We start from the raw sequence: 23,161 nt of genomic DNA, 5'->3' as shown, positions 1-23,161 counted from the left end.
AATGATTTCCAATGCGACGCCTGCCAGCGCAGGGCTGACGTTTTCGAAGGCGCCACCGCGCCTCGATCCAAGAAGTTGGTTCGAGGCGCCGCTAGTCATTCAGGCCGAGCTGGCGCCACTCAACCTGATTCAGGTGGGCGCATTCACTGGCATCTACGGTGGAAAGCTTGGTGTCTGCAGAATCGGCAGGTTCTGCTCGATCGCCCCCGGGGTGGATATCGCATCCGATCAGCATCCGACCAGCTGGCTTTCAACTTCCATGATGCAGTACGTGCGCGATGTACATGGCTGGTCTGCCTGGCTCAGCGCGCGCGGTTACGAGAATCTGCCGCCAGAAAAGGGCTTCACGTCTAACGCTGTAGTAACTATTGGAAATGATGTCTGGATCGGCAAGAACGTGATTGTCCGGTCGGGTGTGACCGTAGGCGATGGCGCGATCATCGCTGCGGGGGCAGTAGTCATAGATGATGTACCGCCGTATGCGATCGTCGCGGGGGTTCCCGCGAAAATTAAAAAGTACAGATTCAACGAGTCCATCATCAAGCGATTCGAGGCAGTCCAGTGGTGGAAATACAATGTATTTGGACTTGCGGGGCTTGATTTTTCCTGTGTCGAGGAGTCGCTTGGTCGAATTGAAGCGGCGTTGACAGCAGGTGAATTGGCGCCGTTGATCTTGGAGCGATATATGATCGATCAGGGTGAAATCAGACCCATCGAGGCGGAGGCCCGGTCGTGAGCGTAGCGATCATGGTTTTGGCGCATTCTTGTACGAGTGCGTTGGAGCGATACGTGCCGCTATTGGACCCCGAGCAGTTTGAGGTTTATCTGCACGTGGACAGAAAGGCGGCGCTAGACGGTTATGCCCCGCTTAGCCAGTCGCGAAACGTCAGCTTCGTGCCAGACCGCCGTTCCGTTTTTTGGGGGGGCTTCAGCATGGTTCAGGCTACCTTGTCTCTACTGCGATGCGCCCTGCAGCGCCCGGAGAACACCCACTTCTTGCTGGTGTCTGACGATGCGATCCCTACGCTGCCTGGGAATGATCTTTATCGCCGCATATCGAGTGCAGGCATCAGAATGACTTCGCACGTCTGCTTGCCAGGAAGTGAGCCCCACGCGAGGTATGCTAACTATTTCCACTTCGATTCGTCGTTCACTACGCCTCGATGGTTGCCGGCGGAAAGCCGGTACATCGACGAGGGCTCATTGGCATTCGTGAATGAGCTCCAGGTCCTGCGTCGGCGTGGAAAATTTCCAGTGCAGATCTTTGCGGGCCCGCAGTGGTGGTGTCTGCCGCGGGATGTCGCCGAATTCTGCCTTGAGCAGTATGACAACAATGATTGGCTGATCGAGTCTTTTAGATTCTCTGCAATTCCGGATGAGATCTATTTCCACACTCTGGCCGCAATGCATTCGGGCGCAGCACAGCCTTCGGAACCCTGTCCTGTCTATGCGGATTTTTCTCGTGAGCCAAAACCCTACGTGTTCGGTGCTCTCGAAGACATTCCTGCCTTTGGTGACAGCACCCTGTTCCTCCGAAAGGTGAAGCAAGACGGCCCATTCCTTGATCTTTACACTGAAAAATTCCTGAGAGGCTAAATGGAAGATCCCGTCGATTTCATTAAGAAAAAGTACGGTGACAACGTCAGGGTCCTGTATATGCCAAATGGAGGCAATCAGGGGGACAACCTGATCGCAGCCGCGACGATCCAGGCGTTTAATAGGAAGGGGCTCAAGTGGCAGTTCCTTACCGGCGGTGCAGAGCAAGTCCGCGATGGAGATGTATGCGTTTACGGCGGCGGCGGGGCTCTGGTGGACATGTACGAGGGTGGTGTCGCTTGCTTGCGTTTCCTTCAGTCGCTGGGGCGCCCGGTACTGGTGCTGCCACACACTGTTCGGGGTCACGAGGATTTCTGGCGTGCTAGCTCTGGCATGACGGTGTTCTGCAGGGACGCATTGTCGTTAGAGTACTTGTCCGGTATGCCGGGTGTAGAGGCGCACGGCGCTTGCGATATGGCATTCGGCTTATCGTTTCAGGACGACTGCTTGGCGGCGGTTAAGAGCTTCCGGGACGCGATTGGAGAGCGATCCTCTTTGGTGCTAGACATATTTCGCGGAGATGGTGAGGCGGGACGCCGACCTAAAGGTGTGAAAAGTTGGGTGGATCTATCCGCGATCTACTATCCCAAGCTCAATTCGACTCAAAGCATCATGGCCAATGCCGCGTGTTTCCTGACGGCCCTCGCCCCCGCCAGGCTTGTACGGACAGACCGATTACATGTAGCCGTGGGGGCGGGACTGCTTGGAATCGAAGTTCACTTGTACGACAACAACTATGGTAAGAATTCGGCCGTCATGGAGATGGCTGGTTTCAGGTTGTCTTCTGTCCGGCTGATGGAATCTTGATGGGTTGGGGGGCGGGCAGGCCTTGCAGCGCATCCCAGTGCCGGTGAAGAGCGAACTCAAGTCGACTGCGCGAGTGCTGATCGGTCACTTGGCTTAATATTTCGTCCCGCCAGGACTCGAGATTTTCCTTCGAAATGGTGGCGATCACTGCTTGTAGGTAGACTTGATTCGCTCTGATGTAGTCCACGGGAAACAAGAGTTTCGCCAGAAGCAACAGTGAGGCGCGCCCCAGTCCTTCTTGAGTTTCTAGCCAAGCGATGGCTGCTTCTGGCCCCGACTCTGCCAGTATGCATGTGCCGACGAGATGGATCACCTCTTGGTTTCCGGGGTCATCGTGCAGCAGCTGCAGAGCGGCATGTTGCGCGGATTGATACTCGCCTCGCGCCAGCCAAGCCTTAACTAAGCGTAGTCGAAGTCCAGGAGTGTCCTTGGTCTGCGCTGCGAGTTGGTACGGGGCAAGGGCGAGCTCGGCCCGGCTCAGTCGAAGCAGCAGGTCGCCATAAGTAATATTCAGATCGACGCTGTCAGGCGTGGAGCTCAAGCCGTGCTTTACAACGGCAAGAGCGTCCTCCAAGCGTCCAGCGACCATGAGCTTGTGGGTTTCCGCCAATGCTTTGATGGCGCGATTTTCCACTGGGCGTTGCTCTACGTCGGCTAGTATCTTTGCGACGTCTAGAGTCCCGTCTCCGTTCCGGGGTGCTGCATTAGTTTCCGGCAGCGACTTGGCGGGAGTTGTGGCTGTATGTGTCTCGTTGATTAAAGTGAATGCGGTGTAGTCGCGCTTAGTGAGATCAGCGGGGGATTTCAGTTCTGTAAGCGCGGTCAGTTCGTCCCACAATCCATCAAGCTCTAACAAGAGAGCAGGGTCTAGTGCATGGTGGTACTGCGACATTGGGGCGTCGCGCAGAAGCCCCTGCAAGATTCGCGGCTTATCGTTGGCAGTGAGCGCAACCTTCCGCCCGTCACTCAGCAGCAGTTCGACACAGTTCGCACTACGGAGAAAGTCGGCGGTGACAATTGAGCAGCTCTGATTGGTGCTCGCGAAATGAAGTAGGGCTCGATTGGCGCTTAGCCATGCTTGGTACGCAAGCTGAGGCTGGACCCACAGTCGGAGATGCTGGCGCGCCCCTTCACCACGCGGGAGGTGGTAGGCCAGTTCGCGCGAGTGGCGGAAGAGGAGGGACTGAGCACACTCCGTCCAATGCCTGACGACCAGAAGGTAGTGGGCTTTATGTTGTGTGGCAGTTTCCCATGCCGGTAGACATAACGTGGCACGCGGATCCTTAATGGCCCACGCCGCGGTCTCTTTCGTGCGATTAGCGGCATAGGCCTGAATATCTGATATCAGTTCCTCATCGATGGCGGGCGGCTCGCTGGAAGCATGGATCCAATCGGTACATTGGCGAGCCAGCCATCGGTCGTGTAGAGCCACCACATCTTCATCTTCGAAGTGTCCGTCGGGGTTGGATGGGTGAGGGGGTACGAGTCGTGCCCCGAGGTCGAAGCCTGTCTTGTGAAGCCACTGCGCTGCCAACGAAGTGCCACTTCGATGGAACCCTGTGCATACAATCGGACTGGGTAGCTTAGTCATGGTGAGGGAGTTCGGGCAGCCCGAGGACGCAAGCCGACTGGCCCAAGCTACCCTCACTTCTCATTTCACGACCATCATCCCACCGGATCAACTGATCGAGGGGTATGTAGTTCCTGTCGCCATCCAGAATTTGGTTGACCTCCAGACCCAAGTGTCGCGCCCACGCCTGGATCCCATCCCGATCCATGAACTGGTTCAGCACCTTGTCCGGGCGTGTGTCCTGCAGCGAGGCTTCGAAGATGTTCCAGTGCGAAGGGATGCGGAACTCCAGGAACGAGAACACGATCTTGCCGCCGGGCTTGAGTACCCGCTTGGCGTCCTGGAGGTAACGGTAGGTTTCCTCGAACTGCAGGTGCGTGAACACCGAGAAGAACGTGATGAAGTCCGCCGAGGCATCCGGCTCCGGGATCACCGTGCCGGGTGCTGAATAGAAGCGCCAATCGTCCCGCCCGCACTTGCGTTGCGCGTACTGGAACAGCTCCGGCACCACGTCGATACCGACGTACGGCCCCGTCAGATAGTCCTTCAACTGGTAGGCAAGCCGCCCGCTGCCGCAGCCCACGTCCACGACCGTGTGCTCCGGTCGCAGCCCCAGATGCTTGAGCAACTGGAACTCCAGCATCCCCACGGCCTCGTAGTCGCCCCCCACCGCCAGCGACATCGCCTCGCCCTCGTCGTGCGAGTCCATCAGGTCCTTGCTGTGCTTCAGGTAGCTGGACAGGAAATGCGGAAGCTTCATCGTGGATCCTCTTGCGTACAGGGCGCGTGGCCCACTCAGAATGCCGGAGCGCGGTGCCAATCCCAGGCGCTGCGCAGCACGGCTTCGATGTCGGTAAAGGTCGGCGCCCACCCCAATACCTCGCGCGCCCGCCGGCTTGCCGCCACGAGCACGGGCGGATCACCGGCACGACGTGGCGCGGCCTCGAACGGCACCGGCAACCCGGTGACCTGTTCGGCCGCACGGATCACCTGCATGACACTGAAGCCCGTGCCGTTGCCCAGATTGAAGGCGTGCGCACCCGGCGTGTCCGTCATGTAGTCCAGCGCCCGCACGTGCGCATCCGCCAGATCAAGCACGTGCACGTAGTCCCGCACGCAGGTGCCATCCGGTGTCGGGTAGTCCTGCCCGAACACCTTCAACGGCGCCGCAGGATTGATCAACGCGCGCAGCAGGTTGGGGATCAGGTGCGTTTCGGGTTCATGGGACTCGCCGATGCCGTCCGCAGCGGACGCCCCGGCCGCGTTGAAATAGCGCAGGCACACCGAGCGCAATCCATAGGCCTGCGCCGCATCCGCCAGGATGCGCTCGACCATCAGCTTGCTGGCCCCGTACGGATTGATCGGCGCCTTGGGGTGATCCTCGTCAATGAGCGCGCTGACCGGATTGCCGAAGACGGCGGCCGTGGAGGAGAACACGATGCGACCCACAGCGTGGCGGCGCATCACGCGCAGCAGGTTCAGCGTTCCCACGACGTTGTTCTCGTAGTAGTCGTAGGGCGCACTCATCGACTCCCCGACCAGGGAGCGGGCGCAGAAATGGAGCACGGCGTCGTAGTGCTGCCCCTGGAAGGCCGCCTCGAGACTATCGGGGTCGAGGAGGTCGGCCCGGATCAGCGGCCCCCAGCGGACCGCCTGCTCGTGACCGGTGCTCAGGTTGTCCAGGACCGTGACGCGATGACCGCGGGCGCCCAGCACCTTGGCGACATGGGAGCCGACATAACCGGCGCCGCCACAAACAAGCAAATGCATCGAGTTCTTCCTTGAGAGCCGAGCCGGCATTGTATCCGCCGCACAAGGCGAAGGCAGGGCGCGACTCACTCCAGGCCGGCCGCCACGCGCAACCGCCGCCGCGTCATCGGGCCGAAGCGCAGGGCATCGGAGAGTCCGGCGAGCATGTCGCCGTCGGCCTGTCCACGCGCGTGCTGGGTGGCGATGTCGCCGAGCGGTGCGTCCAGTGCGATGGTGGTGAGCTGGCGCCAGAGCAGGGCGTGCTCGCGTTGTTCGCGCAGGCGCGTGGCCAGGGTCGCGGCGCCACGCAGGCGGAGGAAGGCCACTTCGTCCACCCGAGAGAGCAGGGTGTCGAGATCGCCGAAGTGCGCCAGCAGGATCGCGGCCGATTTTGCCCCGATGCCGCTGACACCGGGAATGTTGTCCACCGCGTCGCCGGTCAGTGCCAGGTAGTCGGCGATCTGCCGCGCTTCCACGCCGAGGCGCGCCTTGACCCCGGCCATGCCCCAGCGCTGGCCGCGCGCGAAATCCCATTGCTCGTCGTGCTCGCCGAGCAACTGCGACAGATCCTTGTCGGCGGAGACGATGACGCCGCGGAAATCCTGCGGCCGCGCCGCATGCAGCGCGCTGCCGATCAGGTCGTCGGCTTCGTACTCGCCATGCGACAGCACGCTCAGCCCGAGCGCGGCACAAAGCGCCTTGCAGTGGGTGAACTGCCGGCGGAGTTCTTCCGGCGCAGGATCGCGGTTGGCCTTGTAGGCCGGGTACAGGCGGTTGCGGAAGCAGCTGTCCAGCGCTTCGTCGAAGGCGATCGCGATGTGCGCGGGGCGCTCCTTCTCCAGCAGTTCCAACAGGAAGCGCGCGAAGCCGTGCACCGCGTTGGTGGGCCAGCCGTCGGCATCCTGGAACTCGTCCGGTATCGAGTGCCAGGCGCGGAAGACGTACAGGCTGGCGTCGACCAGGTAGAGCGGGCGCGGGTGCGGCGCCTCAGGCATCGGGTGTCCACTCGCTCAGCAGGGCGGCGGGATCCGGGCGTTCCCGCTCGGGCGCCTGCAGCCGCGGCGTGCCGATGTGGATGAAACCAGCGACCTTCTCGTTCGCGGCAAGGCCCAGCAGCTGCGAGACGTGATCGTCGTAGGCCATCCAGCCGGTCAGCCACTGCGCACCGAAGCCGCACGCCTGCGCCGCCTGCAACAGGGCAAAGCAGACGCTGCCGGCAGTGAGCAGCTGTTCCTGTTCGGGCACCTTGTGGCCGGGCGTCAGGCGCGCGACCACCGTGATGATGTCGGGCGCACTGGAGAAGCGGCCACGGTCCTTTTCCACGGCGGCATCGGGTGCATCCGGGTCGAGCGCGCGCGTGCGCGCGGCCAACCGGTCGCCCAGCGCGTGGCGTGCATCGCCGCGGATATGGATGAAACGGAACGGCACCAGCTTGCCGTGGTCCGGCACGCGCACTGCAGAGGCCAGCATGCGGGCCAGCGTGGCCGCATCGGGGCCGGGTTCACCCAGTTGCTTCGATGGCACGGAACGTCGCGCGTCCAGTGCCTGCAGCAGGCTTTCAGTGGGCATCGAGTCGCCTTATAGTGGGATGCAGTACACAGTATCGATGCACGAGTTTAATCGCAGCGGACGCGTTACGGTCCGCTGGTACGCACGGAACCGTGAGTCGATACGGGCCGCCGTGGACAACCTGGCCGACCGAACGACGCAATGCCTGCCACGCCGCCGCCTCTTCCCACGTCAGGCCATCCGCTCGTCGAGTTGCTGCGCGAGGCGATGCAGGCGCCGTTGGAGGCGGCGTTCACCGATGTGGTGGACGGACTGCGGCAGCCGATGCTGGACCGGCTGGAACGCATGGAGCTGGATCGCGGCCCTTACCTGGATGGCCTGCTGGCGCTCAAGGAGCGCAGGGAGGCGATCCTGCGCGGCTTCCGCGACGACATGGCCTCGGCTTGGCGCGCGGCGTCGGCGGGCGAGGCGCCCACGGTGCGGTTCGGGCAGGAGCGCGACGAGGCGGGGCTTGGCCTGGTCGAAGAAGACGAACTGGACGTTCGGCTGGCGACCGAGCAGTTGGCGGATGTCATCTCACGGGAATGGCAGTCCGAACTGCTGCGCCTCAACGGTTACCTGACCTGGCTGGACATGGGGATCCGCCTGTCGCCCGACAGCGCGCCGTATTCGCCGGCGCGCATCGCGATGGCGGTGTATCGCGGCCTGTCGGATGGGGCGCTGCCCGGCAACGTCCGCGCCCTGGCGATGCAGTGCTGCGCGCGCGAGTTCGTCGAGCTCATCGGTCCGATCTACGAATCCATGCATGCGCGCCTGGTGCGTCGCCTGGGGCCGCAGGACAGCGCCGGCCCGCGCCTGCGTCGCGCGCAGGCGCTCCCCAGTGCGGGCGACGAAGCGACGAGCGAGCCGGACTGGATGACGCGGTTCTTCGTGGCGTGGGACAACGGGGATGCCGATGCACCGGCTGCGCCATCGGAGGCCGGCACGCTGCCGCCGGCACTCCACCAGTTGCTGGAGGCGTCCCGGCATCGGCACGCGCGCGGCCCGGGTGCCACGGCGTCCCCGGCGGCGCAGACCTCGTTGTCGCAGCGCGAACTGGTGGTGGCGCTGACCCTGTTGCAGATCGCCGCGCCGGAGGTGCATGCCGAGGTGCTGGCCACGCCCGAGAAACTGAAGGCGGCCTTCAAGCGGCAGATCTTCCTGCACGCGGCGGGACTGGGCGTCGCGCCGGAAGCAGTAGCCATCTCCGATGCCGACGAGAACGTGGTCGACCTGGTCGGCATGCTGTTCGAGGTGATCTTCCGCGAGAGCCATCTCGGCCAGGACCAGATCCATGTACTGGGGCGGCTGATGGCGCCGATGACCAAGGTCGCCCTGCAGGACCGCAAGCTGTTCCTGCAGGCCACGCATTCGGCGCGCCGCCTGCTCAACGTGCTGGTCGAAGCCTGCGACGGGAACCCCGGCGAGAACGAAGCGCAGCGCCTGCTGCTGGACAAGGTAAGGGACACCGTATTGCGGCTGGTCGCGGATTTCGACGAAAGCCAGTCGGTGTTCCGCGTGGCGCGCACGGAGTTCAATGACTTCTACACGCGCTATCGCAGCGAAGCGGACAAGGTCGAGCGCGCGCTGGCCGCCGAACAGCAGGCGAAGGATGCCGAAGCCGCGGTCGTGGCGCAGTTCGCCGCAGACCTCGAGGCCAGGTTGCAGGCGCACGACATGCCTGCGGCGATGCGGCGCGTCCTGGCGGAGGGTTGGCCGGCGTACGCGGCGCGCATGCAGGGCCTCAACAAGCCGCGGGCGGCGCCGATGATGCTGGACGGTCTGCTCGAGGCGGTCGCGGTGGCGAACGATCGCGATGACGTACGCGCCTGGCATGCGGCGCTGGATTGGCTGCAGCCGATGTGGATGGCCTCGGGTCAGGCGAAGGATGTCGTCGCGCGGCAGCGCGAGCAGCTCTTTGCTGCGCTTGTCGCGCCGCGGGAGGACGCGCCGGCCGCCGCGGATGCGCCGCTGTCGCCCGCCGCGCCCGCGCCGTTGCTGCCCGGCTTGCTGGAGTCGCATGAACTGCAGGAAGGGCTGGGGCGGCAGGATCCAGTGATGACGGATTATTTCCAGCAGTTGCGGGAAGGCAGCTGGCTGGATTTCGTCGACAAGGACAATCGCGTGCAGGCCGGCAGGCTGAGCTGGATCAGCCCGGTGTCGGGCCGCATGATGTTCGTCAATCGCGCAGGCGCGCGCATCTGCTTGGCATCGGTCCAGGAACTGGTGGTGATGGGGCAGCTCGGGCGCGTGCGGATGCACCGCGACGAGGATGCGTTCTACAGCGCCATGCAGGGGGTGGTGGACCGTCTGGTGGTCCCGGCGTCGCCCTGACGCGGGCACGGCCGGGCGCCATGCAAGCCCTGTGCCGCAACGCTCTCCGATGAGGTAACGTGTTGCGCAGCATCAAACTGCCGAGGACGTCACGGTTGCCTGTCGGCCGGATTTCCTACGATGTCATCACGGATCCCCGTCCGTATCCCCCACCTTTCTTTCGCCCCCCCGGGCGGGGAACCCTGCGCATGTCGAATGTCCCGAACATCGCCGACCGCCCCGGGCGCGACACGCGCCTGCTGGAGCAGGCGCGCGACGCCGCCGTCCCGCCGCTGGTCGATGCCTTCGCGGTGGCGCTGGGGCGATTCGACGATGCCTTGTTCGACCGCGCCGAACGCGCCGGTCCTTCGCAGATGGCCTTCCTCGATGCGATGCGCGAACTGCGCCGTCGCCGCGAGGACATCATCGGGCGGTTCCGCGCCCAGTTGCAGCGGTCGTGGAAGGCGCTCGAGGCCGGCCAGCCGTCGCCCGCCGAACGCGTGTTCGTGGAATCGGCGGACGACACCCTGAGCCTGGTGTCCGAGCAGGAGCTGGAGTCGCGCCTGGCCGTGCGCAATTTCGCCAGCGTCATCCAGCGCGAATGCAAGCCTGTGCTGGGGCGACTGGATCGCCGGCTCGGCTGGATCGCCGGCGATGTCACCCTCGACAGCGACCTCAACCCGATCGGTCCGGAGCACATCGGCGTCGCCGTCCACCAGGCTTTCGTGGCCTGCGATCTGGCGCCCGACGTCCGGCTGGTGGTGATCAAGCTGTGCGAGCGCGACCTGGTGCCTGCCATCGCCCGCATCTACGCGTCGCTGGACCAGCGCCTGATGCAGGTCGGCGTGATGCCGGAACTTCCTGCGCGCCGTCCGCCGGCCGCCGCCGCTGCATCGGTCGGTGAGGCCGCCCCGGACCTGGATGCCACGGGCGATGGCGAAGACCCCGGTGCGCCCGCATGGGCGGCCCGGTTCCTCAACCGCATGGCAGGCGTCAGCCGTGGTCTGCAGGCCACCCAGGCCGCGCCGGCTGCCCCCGGCTTCGGCGACGTGCCGCCGGGCTACGGGTCCGCGCCCGGCGCACAGGGCGTGCTGCTGGAAGCCCTGCATCACCTGTTGCAGGAGTCGCGTCGCGGCCGGGATACCGGTGAAGCCCCAGAGGCGCGTGCCGTCGATCCCCGCCAGCGCGATCTGTCGCAGCGCGAGATGCTGTCGGTCCTGTCGCTGCTGCAGGCCTCGCCCAGCGCCACGCTGCGCGCGGCGATCGGCGACACCGGCGAGTCGCTGTCGCAGCGGCTGAAGAACGAAGTGCTCAGCAGCGCCACCCAGTTGGGCGTGGACCCGTCGCAGGCGCGCCTGGCGCCGGTCGACGAGGACGCGATCGACCTGGTCGGCATGCTGTTCGACGTCATGCTCGACGAGCGCGACCTGGAAGGCCGTCCGCGCGAACTGATCGGTCGGCTGGTGGTGCCGTTCGTGAAGGTGGCACTGCTCGACCGCCGCATGTTCGTGCAGAAGACCCACCCGGCGCGCCGCCTGCTTAACGTGCTGGCCGAGGCCTGCGAGGGCAACAACGGCGAGAGCGCCGCCGAGCGCACGCTGCTGACCAAGGTCGAGGAAGTCGTCGACCGCCTGGTCGCCGAGTTCAACGAGAACCTGGCCATCTTCCTGACCCTGGAAGAAGAATTCCGCGCGTACCTGGAACAGCACCGCCGCCGTATCGAGATCGCCGAGCGCCGTGCTGCCGAGATCCAGCGCGGCCAGGAGCGCCTGGAGGCCGCGCGTGCGCGCATGACCGCAGAACTGGACGAGCGCCTGGCCGACCGGCGCGTGCCGCAGGCGATCGAGGACTTCCTGCGCCAGCCCTGGGCCCACCACGTCACCATGGCGGTGTTGCGCGAGGGCGACGAAGGCGAGAGTCTGCGCGAATCGCTGGCCCTGGCCGATGGCGTGCTCGAGGAACTGACCGAGGCGCAGCGGCACGTGGTCGGCAAGCCGTGGTTGCAGGCATGGCGGTCGCAGATGCTCAAGGTGTTCGCGAGCGTCGGCATGAACCAGGACGCCGCCGCCGGTGCGGTCGATGCGTTGCACGACACGCTGCAGGCCGTGGCCGCCGCGCGTCCCGACCTGGAAAAAGCGCTGCCGGAACTGCCGCAGGTGGTGCTGCCCAAGCCTGTCGTCGACGAGGAGGCCACACCCATCCACCTGGTGGCGGGGGCCGACACGCTCGATTTCGACCACAGCGACGCGGACCATTTCCGCGGCCTGCCGATCGGCACCTGGCTGGACTTCATCGACAAGGACAACCGCGTGCAGGCGGGCAAGCTGTCGTGGGTCAGCCCGATCTCCTCGCGCCTGCTGTTCGTCAACCGCCGCGGCGTGCGGTTCTGCGTCGCCTCGCCGGAAGAACTGGCGGCGATGGTGCGGCTGGGCCGCCTGCGCACGCACCAGAGCGAAGACGCGTTCGACAGCGCCATGCAGGGCGTGATCGAACGCCTCGAACCGGTTCCCTCGGCCGCCGCGCCCGCCTGACCGGATGGCCTCCGCGCGGCGCGGCCGCGCTCTGTTAGCATCGCCCCACGGACGACCTAACGACGAGGGGCGCAATGGCGGTCGAAGTTCGGGTACTGAAGGAAACCGCTGCCGGCGAACGCCGCGTGGCCGCGACGCCGGAAACCGTCAAGAAGCTGATCGCCGCCGGCGCGCGCGTCGTCGTGGAGCATGGCGCCGGTGCCGACGCCGGCTTCGTCGACACGGCCTACACCGACGCGGGTGCCGAACTCGGCGACGACCAGGCACGAGGCAGTGCGGACCTGGTGCTGTGCGTGCAGCCGCCGTCAGCGGAGGCGATCGGTGGTTTGAAGTCCGGCGCGACGTTGGTCGGTGTGCTGCAACCGTCGGCCGATCCCGCGCGCACCGCTGCCCTGCAGGCGAACGGCATCCAGGCATTCCCGCTGGAACGGTTGCCGCGCACGACGCGCGCGCAGGCGATGGATGTGCTCAGTTCGCAGGCCGGCATGGCCGGTTACAAGGCGGTGCTGATCGCCGCGCAGCTCGCACCGCGCTTCTTCCCGATGCTGACGACCGCCGCCGGCACGATCCGCCCGTCGAAGGTGCTGATCGTGGGTGCCGGTGTCGCAGGCCTGCAGGGCGTGGCCACGGCCAAACGCCTCGGTGCGCAGGTCGAAGGCTTCGACGTGCGTCCGGAGACGCGCGAACAGATCGAATCGCTGGGCGGCAAGTTCCTCGACCTCGGCGTCAGTGCGGCGGGCGAGGGCGGCTACGCGCGCCAGCTGACGGAAGAGGAACGCGCGCAGCAGCAGCAGCGCCTGGCCGATCACCTGAAAGGCATCGACGTGGTGGTCTGCACCGCGGCCGTGCCGGGCCGGCCCGCGCCGAAGATCATCACCACCGCGATGGTCCAGGGGATGAAGCCGGGCAGCGTCATCGTCGATCTCGCCGCCGAGACCGGCGGCAACTGCGAACTGACGCGACCGGGCGAGACCTACGCGCACGACGGCGTGACGATCGCCGGTCCGCTCAATCTCGCCAGCCTCGGCGCGGTGCACGCCAGCGAGATGTACGCGCGCAACGTGCTGAACTTCGTCGCGCTGTTCGTCAAGGAGGGCGCGCTGCAGTTCGACTGGGACGACGAACTGCTGGCGAAAACGGTATGGCCGGAGCGCACAGTCGCATGACGCGGTGGACATGGCCATTGATGGCCGTGCTTCTGGTCGGACAGGCTGTCGCCCAGGAGCCGCGCTACGTCGACCCGGATCCCGCGGCGTCCTACCTCGGGTATCCGCCAGGCGGGCGGGTCAAGTTCCGGGCGATGATCCAGGCTGCGTTGCAGAAGAATCCGCGCAATGTCTCCGCGCTGGTCCATCGTGCCCATCTCTACGGCGAGATGGGCGATCGCGAGCGGGAGCGCCGTGACTACGACGCCGCGCTCGCGGCAAGCGAGCCGGCAAGCCCCCAACGACGACACGTGCATTGGTCTCGTGGATGGTCGCGCTACGACCAGGGCGATATCGAGGGCGCGTTGTCTGACTGGGCCGAAGCCGAACGCTTGCACGGCGGTCGGCCGGGCTGGATCACCTACACGCGGGCGCTTGCCTACTGGAGCGCGAACGACCCTGTCGCGGCGCTGCACTGGTATGACCTGGCTGTGGACGGGAATCCGGAGTGGGGCGCCGAGGAAGGCATGGCGAAGCGCATTAGCTACTGGAGCGATCCCCAGCAGGTACAGATGCGCGCGCTGTACCTGAGGTGGAAGGCCGAGCGCGGCTGACCTGCGCCGCGACGGCGTGCGTCAGCGCTCCTGCCGCCGGTCGCGGTCGCGCGGTGGCCGCGCGTTGTCGCGCATCCAGGCCTCGCGCTGTGCCGGCGTCATCTTCTTCCATTGCTCGCGCAATGCGTCCCGCTGCTCGGGCGTGAGCGCCTTCATGTGGCCGTAAAGCGCGCGCGCCTCGCGGCGCTGGTCGGGGTTCATGTCCTCGAAGCGCTTCATGCCATGGCGGGCCTGCGCGCGCTGCTCGGGGGTCATGGCCTGCCAGCGCTGCGCGCGTTCCAGCATGCGGGCACGATCTTCCGGTTCGCGGTTCCAGCGGTCGCGCACGGGTGCGATCAGCGCCTCGCGCTGCTGCGGCGTCAGCTTGTCCCACGCCGGCAGGGGGGCAGGGGATGCCTGTGCGAACGCTTGACCGGCTGCGAACACCAGGCCGAGGGCAAGGATGCGAAGGACAGGGACCTTCATCGGGTCGACTCCATGGCAAGGGGCTGTGCATCGGCGGATGCCAGCCACAGGTAAAGATCGGGATCTTCGTCGAACGTACCGGCGACCCCCAGTTCGTCCACGATGGCGTCGCCATCGGACGGGATGGCGGCGACAGGCACCGACGCGGGAACCGTAGGCGTGCGGGGCAGCCATTGCAGGCCGATGCCCACCGCCAACACCGCCGAGAACGCGGTGGCCGTCAACCAGCGCCACGTACGGCCATGGCCGACCGGCGACGCCTGCAGGCCGGCCTCATGGCGCGCGGCGCGCAATCGCATCAGCGTCTGCGGCGATACCTGGGCCAGGGCGGCCTGATGCAGGCGCCGGGCCTGCGGGTCCATGCCATGGCCGTTGTCGTGGTTCATCGGAATTCCTCCAGTTGCCGTTGCAGGGCGTCGCGCGCGCGGGACAGGTGGGTCTTCACCGATCCTTCCGAGCAGCCCATCGCGCGCGCCGTGTCGGCGACGTCCAGTTCTTCGAGTACGCGCAAGGTGAATGCCTCGCGTTGCCGGTTGGGCAGGGCGCGCAGGGCCTGCACCAGTCGTGCGTAGGCTTCGCGCTGGTCATGCGCCTGTGCGGGGCCGGCACCGTGGTCCGGTGCCCAGTCCACCGGGCTTTCTTCGCCGCGGTCGCCGGTCGGCAGCAGCCAGCGCAGCCGGAAACCGGCGCGACGCTGCATGTCGATGATGCGCCGGCGCAGGATGCTCCAGAACAGCGGCGACCACTCGGCCGCCGGATGCTCGCGGTAGGCCAGCATCTTCATCATCGCGTCCTGCACGGCATCCAGCGCATCCTCGCGGTGGCGCAGGCCGGCCTCGGCGAAACGGAACGCGCGGGGTCCGATGTCGGCCAGGAACAGGTCGATCGTCGCCGCCAGCGGCGCGGGCGACGACGTTTCCGGCAACGGACTGGACGGGCTGCTCACCAACATAGCTTAAGGGCCGCTGCCGTGAATCAGCCGCGACGGTCGAGGCGACGGTCGATGCGGTCGCCCCGACGATCCCAGCGCGCTTCGGCACGATCACCCTTGCGGTCAAGCCGCGCATCGACACGGTCGCCCCGGCGCTCCAGGCGGTTGGCGAGGTGCGGACGGCCATGCTGGTCGGCCCACTGCGCACGGCGGTCGAACTGGCGCTCGATGCGGTCGCCACGCGCGTCCAGCCGGTGTTCGATGCGCTCGCCCTTGCGGTCCAGGCGCTGGTCGATGCGATCGCCCCGGTCGCCGGCAACGGCGGTCCCGGTGGCGGCCAGCAGCAGGATGGTCAGGCCCAGCAACGACATGCGCTTCATGGTCGGCTCCTTCGTGGGGTGGGTGGTGCAGGCACGGAAACGCCCGAGGTGGCCGCAGGTTGACGTCCTGACCCCACCCACCGCCGGGTTCAGGTGCGGTTATGATGCGGAAGCACCGGGCAGCGCCCGTGCATCGACAACGTGGACAGGATGGGGGAGCGGATGAGCGACGGGTTCGTGGCGCTGTACATCTTCATGCTGGCGGCCATCGCCGGCCACGTGATCATTTCCCGGGTGCCGGTGATCCTGCACACCCCGCTGATGTCGGGTTCCAACTTCATCCACGGCATCGTGCTGATCGGCGCGATGGTCGTGCTGGGCCATGCCGATACCACGCTGGAGAAGGCCATCGGCTTCATCGCCGTGCTGCTGGGCGCGGGCAACGCCGCCGGCGGCTACGTGGTCACCGAGCGCATGCTGGAGATGTTCAAGAGCAGCAAGCCGCCGGCGGGTGGCAAGTGAGCAGCGCTGCCCTGATGCCTGCACGCCAGCGTTGGTCGGTCCGGGATGTCTTCCAGTGGGGGAGCTATCTGCAGTACCCCGCGTTGCTGGTCGCACTGGGCTACATGGCCAAGTCGGCCTGGTCGATCGCGGCCGTGTCCACGGCCAGCTGGTCGCCGGTCTACGACGACTGGAACTACGCATTGCTGTATGCCGGCGTCGGCATCGGCCTGTCGTCGCTGCAGGACCCCACGCGCACCCAGAACGAGATGTCGCGCCGCGTCTGGCAGGACCCGCGCAAGGGGCGCTGGATGCTGGCACTGCTCGCGTTCTATTCGTTCGGTGCGATGGCGGGCGGGCTGGCAGGGGCTTACCTGGCCGATACCACCGCGGTGAACCAGCTCTCGCTCGGCCTGGTGGCCTTCGGCCTCGGCATGATCGGCCTGCTCAAGACAGCCATCGAAATGCGTGAACACCATCGGTTGGACAAGCAATCCGCGTCGTCGTCGGAAGGGAGCCGGGCATGAGTGCGTTGACACTGGTGAAGCTGAGCTATTTCGTCGCGGCCACGCTGTTCCTGCTCGGCCTGCAGCGCATGGCCAGCCCCAAGACCGCGCGCAGCGGCATCCAGTGGGCGGGCGCCGGCATGTTGATCGCCACCATTGCGACGTTCTTCCTGCCTGGGCTGCACAACATCGGCCTGATGATCGCGGCCATCGTGATCGGCGTGGGCCTCAACTGGATCTGGGGCAAGAAGGTCGCCATCACCGACATGCCGCAGATGGTCGCGCTGTTCAACGGCATGGGAGGTGGCTCGGCCGCGGCCATCGGCGCGGTGGAACTGGTGCGCTACTCGTCGGGCGAACCCGCCCCGTCGACGTTCACGCTGTCGCTGGCGGTGATCGGCGCGCTGATCGGCGCGGTGTCGCTGACCGGTTCGGTGATCGCCTGGGCCAAGCTCGACGGGCGCATGGACAAGCGCTACACCTTCCCGGGCCAGCAGTGGTTCAACGCGCTGGTCGCGCTGGCCGCCGTCGTCTGCGGCGTGATGGCGCTGACCACGCTGGCGATGCCGTGGATCATCGCGTTCTTCGTGCTGTCGCTGGCGCTGGGCGTGCTGATGACGCTGCCCATCGGCGGCGCCGACATGCCGGTGGTGATCTCGCTGTACAACGCGTTCACCGGCTTGGCCGTCGCGTTCGAAGGCTATGTGCTGGGCAACGAGGCGCTGATCATCGCCGGCACCATGGTCGGTGCGGCCGGCATGCTGCTGACGCGGCTGATGGCCAAGGCGATGAACCGCAAGATCACCAACGTGCTGTTCTCCAACTTCGGCGGCGGCAGCGCGGCGATGCAGGAGATCGGCGGTTCGATGAAGCCGATCGAAGCCGCCGACGTCGCCGCGATGATGGCCTACGCCGAACGCGTGGTGATCGTGCCCGGTTACGGCCTGGCGGTGGCGCAGGCGCAGCACAAGATCTGGGAGCTGACGCAGAAGCTGATGGATCGCGGAGTCAAGGTGAAGTTCGCCATCCACCCGGTCGCCGGCCGCATGCCGGGTCACATGAACGTCCTGCTGGCCGAAGCCGGCGTGCCCTATGACCTGATCGCCGACATGGACGACATCAACCCCGAGTTCGCCAACACCGATGTGTCGCTGGTGATCGGCGCCAACGACGTGGTGAACCCGGTGGCGAAGACCGATCCGGCCTCGCCGATCTACGGCATGCCGATCCTCGACGTGGTGAACTCCAAGAACACCATCGTCATCAAGCGCGGCAAGGGCACCGGCTTCGCCGGCATCGAGAATGCGCTTTTCTATGCCGACAACACCCGCATGCTGTACGGCGACGGCAGCGAGATGGCGAATGCGCTGGTCAGCGAACTGAAGGCGCTCGACGGCGGACACTGAAGGCGCGGCGGATACTGTCCGCCGGCCACGCTCAGTATCGCCGCGCCTTGCGTGCGAACCAGGCGCAGAGCACGCCGATGAGCGCGTGGGCAACGACACTGCTGGCCACCCATGCCGTGTCCGCGAAGCTCGGCGCGCCGGCGGCAGACAGCGGCAACACGATGAAGTTCATCGCCAGGTACAGCGCCACGCCGTAGGCGCTGCCGCAGATCCAGGGATGGCGGAGTAGCGCGGGCCGCCGCCCCGCCGCCGCCCAGTAGGCGAGTACGAAGGCACTGGCGATCAGGTAGTGCGACAGCGCGCCCACGACGGCACTATGCAACCCCATTTCGCGGCTCTGCGCGCCGTACCAGCCGGCGGCGATCGAGTGCAGGATGCCGGTGAAGGTGGCGCCGCGCGGTGCCCAGAAGCCGAAGGCGAAGAGCAGGTCCAGCGTTCCGATCAGCAAGCCGCCACCGACCAGCAGGGGAAGCGCGGGGGCGAGCCGATGTTTCATGCGTATGTCCCTGCGACGGAGGATGGCGAAGGGCGTGGTGCGAATTCCGGCACTGCCCTCAGCGCGTCCACCATGCCGCCAGCAGCGGGGCCGCCACCAGTGCCACTACGTCCAGCGGCGTAGTGGTGAGGGAGATCAGCGTCCAGCCGTGATGCGCGCCCAGCCGCAGGGCGGATTCCCATGGACTGAGTCCGAGCGCGAACCCGAGCTGGGTCGCCGGCACCGTCCACAGCGCCATCGCCGAGATCGCGGCGGTGACCGCTGCGGCCAGCACCGCGCGGCGCGTGCCGGCAGCCATCCCGCCCAGGCGCAGCACCAGCACCACGTCGAGCGCGACCAGCAGGGCCATCCAGCCGGTCTGGCGCTGCAGGTAGAGCGCCAGCGACACCCAGATCACCAGCACGCAGGCGCTGGCCACGACGAGCATCACGGGGAGCAGCCAGCGGGGGATGCGACGCGGGGCGGGGGACATGGAGACTCCGGCAGGGCCGCCAAGGATACGGCCTGAACGCGACCGCCGGGGTGCGGGGGCTACAATAGGCCGTCTTGCAGCGCCCCACGCGCGCCCCCATCTGGTCTGGCATGTACTCCCGCAGCAGCGAACCCGTCCAATTCTCCCGCGACTGCGCCGCCGTGCTGGTGCCGCAGGGCGAACTCGTCACCCTGCCGGCCGGCAGCTATGGCTACATCACCCAGGCACTGGGCGGCAGCTACACGGTCTTCGTCGAGGGCAACCTGTTCCGCATCGCGGGCAAGGATGCCGACGCGATCGGCAAGGAACCCACCGAACCGCTGTCGCTGCCCGACAACGCCAGCGACGAAGAGGTCGAGGCGCTGGTCTGGAACCAGCTGCGCACCTGCTTCGATCCGGAGATCCCCTTCAACATCGTCGACCTCGGCCTGGTCTACGAGGCCAACCTCACGACCCGCGACGACGGCCAGCGCGGCGTCGAGGTGAAGATGACGCTGACCGCGCCCGGCTGCGGCATGGGCGAGATCCTGGTCGACGACGTGCGCAGCAAGCTGGAGATGATTCCCACCATCGCCGAGGCCGACGTCGACCTGGTGTTCGATCCGCCGTGGGGCCGCCACATGATGTCCGATGCCGCCAAGCTGGAAACCGGCATGCTCTGAGCCTCCGGCTCGTCCCTTGCAGAACCCGTCAGGAAGGAAGAGATGAACGTGATGAACGCCGCCCCGTTGACCTACCGCGTGAACCGCTCCGACAAGGCCCGCACCCAGGCCGAGCGCGACGCCATCCTCGCCAACCCCGGGTTCGGCCTGCACTTCACCGACCACATGGTCGCCATCACCTGGGACAAGGCGCAGGGCTGGCACGACGCCGAAGTCCGCGCCTACGGCCCGCTGTCGCTCGACCCGGCCGCGTCGGTGCTGCACTACGGCCAGGAGATCTTCGAAGGCATCAAGGCCTATCGCCATGCCGACGGCTCCATCTGGACCTACCGCCCCGATGCCAACGGTGCGCGCCTGCAGCGCTCGGCCGCACGCCTGGCGCTGCCGCAGCTGCCGGTCAACGAGTTCGTCGAATCGCTGCGCCAGCTGGTCGCCATCGATGGCGACTGGGTGCCGTCGGCGCCGGAGACCAGCCTGTACTTCCGTCCCTTCATGATCGCCACCGAGGCCTTCCTCGGCGTGCGCGCCGCGCAGCAGGCCGGTTACTACGTCATCGCCAGTCCCGCCGGTGCGTACTTCGCCAAGGGCGTGTCGCCGGTGGCGATCTGGTTGTCCGAGGACTATGCGCGCGCCGGCAAGGGCGGCACCGGCGCGGCCAAGTGCGGCGGCAACTATGCCGCCTCGCTGCTGCCGCAGCAGGAAGCACAGGCGCAGGGCTGCTCGCAGGTGCTGTTCCTCGATCCGGTCGAAGGCAAGTACCTGGAAGAGCTGGGCGGCATGAACGTGTTCCTGGTCTACAAGGACGGCCGCATCGCCACGCCGGAACTGTCGGGCAGCATCCTGGAAGGCATCACCCGCGACAGCATCATCCAGATCGCGCGCGATCGCGGCCACACCGTCGAAGAGCGCAGGATTTCCATCGACGAGTGGAAGCAGGGCGTCGCCTCGGGCGACATCGTCGAAGTGTTCGCCTGCGGCACCGCCGCGGTGATCACGCCGATCGGCCAGCTGAAGGGCCGCGGTTTCGAAGTCGGCGACATCAACGCGCCGGCCGGCGAGGTGACGATGGGCATCCGCAAGGAACTCACCGACATCCAGTACGGCCGCCTGCCGGATCGCCACGGCTGGCTGGTGAAGCTGCGCGACTGATCCGCAACGCGTCGCAGAAAAAAGCCCGCTGACAAGCGGGCTTTTTTTATGCAGGAAAGAAGCAGTGGTGCGAATAAAAAATTCGCGCTCATCACGCGCACGACACGTAAATGAATCTACGCGGCGATGTCTACCGGTGACCATCGCTTCATGCATGTATTCCGATGATTACGTTTGCAACATGTCGTTACGAACTGTGTCTTTCATCGCTGATTCACGTGGTCGCAAACCGATAGCGTCGCTGTACGCCCTGCATCGCAGCGCGTTCATCCGGTCGAACGCAACAGCCTGTCCACCCCCTCGTACCTGCCCAGCGCCCTCGACCGGGTTATTGCCGCATTGGCGGCTTTTCATTTCATCTTTGAGGGAGAGTCTGATGTCCGGATTTGCAAAGCGTGGTTCGCGTGTGCGCCTGCTGTGCCTGTCGTCCGCCGTGCTCGCGTCGTTGTACGCGCTGCCGGCGATGGCCGGCCGCGTCGACATGAGCGGCTTGCAGGTGGAAGAACCCGGCGGCTACGACCGTTTCATCGTGAAGTACCGCGACGGCAGTACGGAAAGCACCAATGCGGCGCAGCTGCAGCGCTCGCTGAGCACGGCGGCCAGCACGGGCGTCGCCAAGCGCGGCGGTCGCGCGCTGGGGCTGGAGAAGCTGCGCCGCCTGGCTGCCGGCGGGGCGGACGTCGTGCGCGCCGACCGCAAGCTGGACCGCGTGGAAGCCGAATCGCTGATGCGCCAGCTGGCTGCGGATCCGAATGTCGAATACGTGGAAGTCGACCAGCGCATGTACGCCGTGCTGACGCCGAACGATGCGCGCCTGTCCGAGCAGTGGGGCTTCGGCACGACCGCCTCCGGCATCAACGTGCGTCCGGCCTGGGACAAGTCCACCGGTGCGGGCGTGGTGGTCGCGGTGATCGACACCGGCATCACCAACCATGCCGACCTCAACGCGAACATCCTGCCGGGCTACGACTTCATCAGCGACACGTTCGTCTCGCGCGACGGCAACGGCCGCGATTCCAACCCGAACGACGAGGGCGACTGGAACCCGGTGGCGAACGAGTGCTACAGCGGCTCGCCGGTCAGCAATTCCAGCTGGCACGGCACCCACGTGGCCGGCACGGTGGCGGCGGTGACCAACAACAGCACCGGCGTGGCCGGTACCGCATTCGGTGCCAAGGTCGTGCCGGTACGCGTGCTGGGTCGCTGCGGCGGCCTGACCTCGGACATCGCCGATGCGATCACCTGGGCCTCGGGCGGCACGGTGAGCGGCGTGCCGGCGAACGCCAACCCGGCCGAAGTCATCAACATGTCGCTGGGCGGTGGCGGTACCTGTTCGGCCACCTACCAGAACGCGATCAACGGCGCGGTCGGCCGTGGCACCACGGTGGTGGTGGCGGCGGGCAACAGCAACGCCAACGTGTCCACGGCGGTGCCGGCGAACTGCCCCAACGTCATCGCGGTGGCAGCGACGACCTCGGCCGGTTCGCGCGCCAGCTTCTCCAACTACGGCACGGGCATCGACATCTCTGCACCGGGCGCGAGCATCCTGTCCACGCTCAACACCGGCACCACCACGCCGGGCAGCGCCAGCTACGCGTCGTACAACGGCACGTCGATGGCGGCGCCGCATGTGGCGGGCGTGGTCGCGCTGATGCAGGCCGCGGCGCCGTCGCCCCTGACGCCGGCGCAGGTGGAGACCATCATCAAGAACACGGCGCGTCCGTTGCCGGGCACGTGTTCGGGTGGCTGCGGGGCGGGCATCGTCAATGCGGACGCGGCGGTGGTCGCGGCGCAGGGTGGTACGCCGCCGGTGGGTGGCGTGCAGACGTACACCAACGGCACCGACGTCAACATCCCGGACAACAACACGACGGGCGTGACCAGCACCATCGCGGTGTCGGGCCGGACGGGCAATGCGCCGAGCAATGCGCAGGTGGCGGTCAACATCGTGCATACGTACAAGGGCGACCTGATCGTCGACCTGCTGGCGCCGGACGGGTCGGTGTATGTGCTGCACAACCGCACGGGTGGCAGTGCGGACAACATCAACCAGACGTACACGGTGAACCTGTCCAGCGAAGCGCTCAATGGTTCGTGGCGCCTGCGTGCGCGTGATCGTGCAGCGGCGGATACCGGCTATATCAACAGCTGGAGTATCACTTTCTGAGGATTGCCCTCTGAGGGAGTGCGCAGGGATGTGCAGAAAGAACCCCGGCCTTGGTCGGGGTTCTTTTGTTTGGGGCGACGCAGTACTGCCGCGCCAGGCGCCCATCGGTGAAGTTTTCTTCGCGGCCGTGGTCGCCGGGCTTCGCGGGCGCACCTTGTTGGTTCGACGCCGAAGAAGAGCGCTCTAGGCTGATGCCTAGCAATTCATCCAGGC

The 23,161-nt window shown here is 66.2% G+C and carries 23 protein-coding genes and 1 pseudogene; 13 read left to right on the top strand and 11 right to left on the bottom strand.

Translation table 11 applies throughout. The annotated features are described in order from the left end of the window. Position 1: 1 nt before the first annotated feature. From ACSQ1W_RS13660 to ACSQ1W_RS13650, 3 genes are read left to right on the top strand one after another with little or no spacing between them, the layout of a single operon-like run. Positions 2-736: a CatB-related O-acetyltransferase gene (locus ACSQ1W_RS13660; protein WP_336187898.1), complete on the top strand. Its 735-nt coding sequence runs from the start codon at positions 2-4 to the stop codon at positions 734-736. Further along, positions 733-1,596: a beta-1,6-N-acetylglucosaminyltransferase gene (locus tag ACSQ1W_RS13655; RefSeq protein WP_436044194.1), complete on the top strand. Its 864-nt coding sequence runs from the start codon at positions 733-735 to the stop codon at positions 1,594-1,596. The genes ACSQ1W_RS13660 and ACSQ1W_RS13655 overlap by 4 nt, the downstream gene beginning before the upstream one ends. Beyond that, positions 1,597-2,403 (top strand): polysaccharide pyruvyl transferase family protein, encoded by an 807-nt coding sequence (locus tag ACSQ1W_RS13650; protein WP_436044192.1) that lies wholly within the window; start codon positions 1,597-1,599, stop codon positions 2,401-2,403. Here ACSQ1W_RS13650 and ACSQ1W_RS13645 read toward each other — a convergent pair. From ACSQ1W_RS13645 to ACSQ1W_RS13625, 5 genes are all read right to left on the bottom strand, one after another. Continuing rightward, complete coding sequence (locus tag ACSQ1W_RS13645) at positions 2,369-3,835, bottom strand: tetratricopeptide repeat protein (RefSeq protein ID WP_436044190.1); 1,467 nt, start codon at positions 3,833-3,835, stop codon at positions 2,369-2,371. The two genes, ACSQ1W_RS13650 and ACSQ1W_RS13645, sit on opposite strands and share 35 nt — an antisense overlap. 151 nt (positions 3,836-3,986) lie before the next feature. Further along, positions 3,987-4,733: a class I SAM-dependent methyltransferase gene (locus tag ACSQ1W_RS13640; protein ID WP_436044188.1), complete on the bottom strand. Its 747-nt coding sequence runs from the start codon at positions 4,731-4,733 to the stop codon at positions 3,987-3,989. Positions 4,734-4,768: 35 nt separating this feature from the next. Continuing rightward, positions 4,769-5,743 (bottom strand): UDP-glucose 4-epimerase GalE, encoded by a 975-nt coding sequence (gene galE, locus ACSQ1W_RS13635; RefSeq protein WP_436044186.1) that lies wholly within the window; start codon positions 5,741-5,743, stop codon positions 4,769-4,771. A gap of 65 nt (positions 5,744-5,808) precedes the next feature. Next, complete coding sequence (locus ACSQ1W_RS13630; RefSeq protein WP_436044184.1) at positions 5,809-6,717, bottom strand: 5'-3' exonuclease; 909 nt, start codon at positions 6,715-6,717, stop codon at positions 5,809-5,811. Beyond that, positions 6,710-7,291: a nitroreductase family protein gene (locus ACSQ1W_RS13625; RefSeq protein WP_436044182.1), complete on the bottom strand. Its 582-nt coding sequence runs from the start codon at positions 7,289-7,291 to the stop codon at positions 6,710-6,712. Before ACSQ1W_RS13625 ends, ACSQ1W_RS13630 begins: the two co-directional genes overlap by 8 nt. Before the next feature lie 189 nt (positions 7,292-7,480). On the opposite strand from ACSQ1W_RS13625, the pseudogene ACSQ1W_RS13620 reads away from it, so the two are divergent. The 4 genes and pseudogenes from ACSQ1W_RS13620 to ACSQ1W_RS13605 form a co-directional block, all read left to right on the top strand. Next, positions 7,481-9,604: pseudogene (locus ACSQ1W_RS13620) on the top strand (DUF1631 family protein); the annotation flags it as partial. 188 nt (positions 9,605-9,792) lie between these two features. Beyond that, positions 9,793-12,114 carry a DUF1631 domain-containing protein gene (locus tag ACSQ1W_RS13615; protein WP_436044180.1) on the top strand — a complete coding sequence of 774 codons (2,322 nt, stop codon included), beginning with the start codon at positions 9,793-9,795 and terminating at the stop codon, positions 12,112-12,114. Positions 12,115-12,188: 74 nt separating this feature from the next. After that, the gene (locus ACSQ1W_RS13610) at positions 12,189-13,280 is read left to right on the top strand and encodes an NAD(P) transhydrogenase subunit alpha (RefSeq protein WP_436044178.1); all 1,092 of its coding nucleotides are present in this window, start codon (positions 12,189-12,191) and stop codon (positions 13,278-13,280) included. A 20-nt stretch (positions 13,281-13,300) separates the two neighbouring features. Continuing rightward, on the top strand, positions 13,301-13,873 hold the full coding sequence (locus tag ACSQ1W_RS13605; protein WP_436044177.1) for a tetratricopeptide repeat protein: 573 nt from the start codon (positions 13,301-13,303) through the stop codon (positions 13,871-13,873). Positions 13,874-13,894: 21 nt separating this feature from the next. Here ACSQ1W_RS13605 and ACSQ1W_RS13600 read toward each other — a convergent pair whose 3' ends face one another. From ACSQ1W_RS13600 to ACSQ1W_RS13585, 4 genes are read right to left on the bottom strand one after another with little or no spacing between them, the layout of a single operon-like run. Beyond that, the gene (locus ACSQ1W_RS13600) at positions 13,895-14,338 is read right to left on the bottom strand and encodes a DUF3106 domain-containing protein (RefSeq protein WP_436044175.1); all 444 of its coding nucleotides are present in this window, start codon (positions 14,336-14,338) and stop codon (positions 13,895-13,897) included. After that, positions 14,335-14,724, bottom strand: coding sequence for a hypothetical protein (locus tag ACSQ1W_RS13595; RefSeq protein ID WP_436044173.1), 390 nt, complete (start codon positions 14,722-14,724; stop codon positions 14,335-14,337). The genes ACSQ1W_RS13600 and ACSQ1W_RS13595 overlap by 4 nt, the downstream gene beginning before the upstream one ends. Then, positions 14,721-15,290 carry an RNA polymerase sigma factor gene (locus ACSQ1W_RS13590; protein ID WP_436044171.1) on the bottom strand — a complete coding sequence of 190 codons (570 nt, stop codon included), beginning with the start codon at positions 15,288-15,290 and terminating at the stop codon, positions 14,721-14,723. Before ACSQ1W_RS13590 ends, ACSQ1W_RS13595 begins: the two co-directional genes overlap by 4 nt. Before the next feature lie 23 nt (positions 15,291-15,313). After that, positions 15,314-15,649: a hypothetical protein gene (locus tag ACSQ1W_RS13585; protein WP_436044169.1), complete on the bottom strand. Its 336-nt coding sequence runs from the start codon at positions 15,647-15,649 to the stop codon at positions 15,314-15,316. Between the two features lie 162 nt (positions 15,650-15,811). Here ACSQ1W_RS13585 and ACSQ1W_RS13580 point away from each other — a divergent pair, with 162 nt between their 5' ends. From ACSQ1W_RS13580 to ACSQ1W_RS13570, 3 genes are read left to right on the top strand one after another with little or no spacing between them, the layout of a single operon-like run. Beyond that, entirely contained in the window at positions 15,812-16,111 is a 300-nt protein-coding gene (locus ACSQ1W_RS13580; protein ID WP_192272524.1) for an NAD(P) transhydrogenase subunit alpha, read from the top strand. Continuing rightward, on the top strand, positions 16,108-16,617 hold the full coding sequence (locus tag ACSQ1W_RS13575) for a hypothetical protein (protein WP_436044167.1): 510 nt from the start codon (positions 16,108-16,110) through the stop codon (positions 16,615-16,617). The genes ACSQ1W_RS13580 and ACSQ1W_RS13575 overlap by 4 nt, the downstream gene beginning before the upstream one ends. Beyond that, positions 16,614-18,002 (top strand): NAD(P)(+) transhydrogenase (Re/Si-specific) subunit beta, encoded by a 1,389-nt coding sequence (locus ACSQ1W_RS13570; protein ID WP_436044166.1) that lies wholly within the window; start codon positions 16,614-16,616, stop codon positions 18,000-18,002. The genes ACSQ1W_RS13575 and ACSQ1W_RS13570 overlap by 4 nt, the downstream gene beginning before the upstream one ends. Before the next feature lie 31 nt (positions 18,003-18,033). Here ACSQ1W_RS13570 and ACSQ1W_RS13565 read toward each other — a convergent pair whose 3' ends face one another. Together ACSQ1W_RS13565 and ACSQ1W_RS13560 are read right to left on the bottom strand one after the other, a co-directional pair. Beyond that, a complete protein-coding gene (locus ACSQ1W_RS13565; RefSeq protein WP_436044165.1) occupies positions 18,034-18,498 on the bottom strand; it encodes a hypothetical protein in 465 nt (154 codons plus the stop codon). Positions 18,499-18,556: 58 nt separating this feature from the next. After that, positions 18,557-18,970: a hypothetical protein gene (locus ACSQ1W_RS13560; RefSeq protein WP_436044163.1), complete on the bottom strand. Its 414-nt coding sequence runs from the start codon at positions 18,968-18,970 to the stop codon at positions 18,557-18,559. 110 nt (positions 18,971-19,080) lie between these two features. Between ACSQ1W_RS13560 and sufT the strand changes: the two genes are divergently transcribed. The 3 genes from sufT (at position 19,081) to ACSQ1W_RS13545 (ending at position 22,948) form a co-directional block, all read left to right on the top strand. Beyond that, positions 19,081-19,632 (top strand): putative Fe-S cluster assembly protein SufT, encoded by a 552-nt coding sequence (gene sufT / locus ACSQ1W_RS13555; protein WP_192272519.1) that lies wholly within the window; start codon positions 19,081-19,083, stop codon positions 19,630-19,632. Positions 19,633-19,683: 51 nt separating this feature from the next. Beyond that, positions 19,684-20,781, top strand: a complete 1,098-nt coding sequence (locus ACSQ1W_RS13550) for a branched-chain amino acid aminotransferase (protein WP_436046188.1) — start codon at positions 19,684-19,686, stop codon at positions 20,779-20,781. Positions 20,782-21,157: 376 nt separating this feature from the next. Next, positions 21,158-22,948, top strand: a complete 1,791-nt coding sequence (locus tag ACSQ1W_RS13545) for a S8 family serine peptidase (RefSeq protein WP_436044161.1) — start codon at positions 21,158-21,160, stop codon at positions 22,946-22,948. The last annotated feature ends 213 nt before the right edge of the window (positions 22,949-23,161 follow it).

Origin of the sequence: Pseudoxanthomonas sp. LjRoot143, from assembly GCF_964252945.1 — a bacterium.
Classification (GTDB): Bacteria; Pseudomonadota; Gammaproteobacteria; order Xanthomonadales; family Xanthomonadaceae; genus Pseudoxanthomonas_A.
This window is presented reverse-complemented; position numbering and strand designations above follow the sequence as displayed.

What these genes read in the sequence shown, in the direction of transcription:
- ACSQ1W_RS13560 (WP_436044163.1), bottom strand. Translation starts at nt 18,970, where the DNA reads ATGTCCCCCGCCCCGCGTCGCATCCCCCGCTGGCTGCTCCCCGTGATG.
- galE (WP_436044186.1), bottom strand. Translation starts at nt 5,743, where the DNA reads ATGCATTTGCTTGTTTGTGGCGGCGCCGGTTATGTCGGCTCCCATGTC.
- ACSQ1W_RS13640 (WP_436044188.1), bottom strand. Translation starts at nt 4,733, where the DNA reads ATGAAGCTTCCGCATTTCCTGTCCAGCTACCTGAAGCACAGCAAGGAC.
- ACSQ1W_RS13605 (WP_436044177.1), top strand. Translation starts at nt 13,301, where the DNA reads ATGGCCGTGCTTCTGGTCGGACAGGCTGTCGCCCAGGAGCCGCGCTAC.
- ACSQ1W_RS13545 (WP_436044161.1), top strand. Translation starts at nt 21,158, where the DNA reads ATGTCCGGATTTGCAAAGCGTGGTTCGCGTGTGCGCCTGCTGTGCCTG.
- ACSQ1W_RS13610 (WP_436044178.1), top strand. Translation starts at nt 12,189, where the DNA reads ATGGCGGTCGAAGTTCGGGTACTGAAGGAAACCGCTGCCGGCGAACGC.
- ACSQ1W_RS13570 (WP_436044166.1), top strand. Translation starts at nt 16,614, where the DNA reads ATGAGTGCGTTGACACTGGTGAAGCTGAGCTATTTCGTCGCGGCCACG.
- ACSQ1W_RS13580 (WP_192272524.1), top strand. Translation starts at nt 15,812, where the DNA reads ATGAGCGACGGGTTCGTGGCGCTGTACATCTTCATGCTGGCGGCCATC.
- ACSQ1W_RS13650 (WP_436044192.1), top strand. Translation starts at nt 1,597, where the DNA reads ATGGAAGATCCCGTCGATTTCATTAAGAAAAAGTACGGTGACAACGTC.
- ACSQ1W_RS13625 (WP_436044182.1), bottom strand. Translation starts at nt 7,291, where the DNA reads ATGCCCACTGAAAGCCTGCTGCAGGCACTGGACGCGCGACGTTCCGTG.
- ACSQ1W_RS13550 (WP_436046188.1), top strand. Translation starts at nt 19,684, where the DNA reads ATGAACGCCGCCCCGTTGACCTACCGCGTGAACCGCTCCGACAAGGCC.
- ACSQ1W_RS13590 (WP_436044171.1), bottom strand. Translation starts at nt 15,290, where the DNA reads ATGTTGGTGAGCAGCCCGTCCAGTCCGTTGCCGGAAACGTCGTCGCCC.
- ACSQ1W_RS13585 (WP_436044169.1), bottom strand. Translation starts at nt 15,649, where the DNA reads ATGAAGCGCATGTCGTTGCTGGGCCTGACCATCCTGCTGCTGGCCGCC.
- sufT (WP_192272519.1), top strand. Translation starts at nt 19,081, where the DNA reads ATGTACTCCCGCAGCAGCGAACCCGTCCAATTCTCCCGCGACTGCGCC.
- ACSQ1W_RS13615 (WP_436044180.1), top strand. Translation starts at nt 9,793, where the DNA reads ATGTCGAATGTCCCGAACATCGCCGACCGCCCCGGGCGCGACACGCGC.
- ACSQ1W_RS13660 (WP_336187898.1), top strand. Translation starts at nt 2, where the DNA reads ATGATTTCCAATGCGACGCCTGCCAGCGCAGGGCTGACGTTTTCGAAG.
- ACSQ1W_RS13595 (WP_436044173.1), bottom strand. Translation starts at nt 14,724, where the DNA reads ATGAACCACGACAACGGCCATGGCATGGACCCGCAGGCCCGGCGCCTG.
- ACSQ1W_RS13565 (WP_436044165.1), bottom strand. Translation starts at nt 18,498, where the DNA reads ATGAAACATCGGCTCGCCCCCGCGCTTCCCCTGCTGGTCGGTGGCGGC.
- ACSQ1W_RS13600 (WP_436044175.1), bottom strand. Translation starts at nt 14,338, where the DNA reads ATGAAGGTCCCTGTCCTTCGCATCCTTGCCCTCGGCCTGGTGTTCGCA.
- ACSQ1W_RS13630 (WP_436044184.1), bottom strand. Translation starts at nt 6,717, where the DNA reads ATGCCTGAGGCGCCGCACCCGCGCCCGCTCTACCTGGTCGACGCCAGC.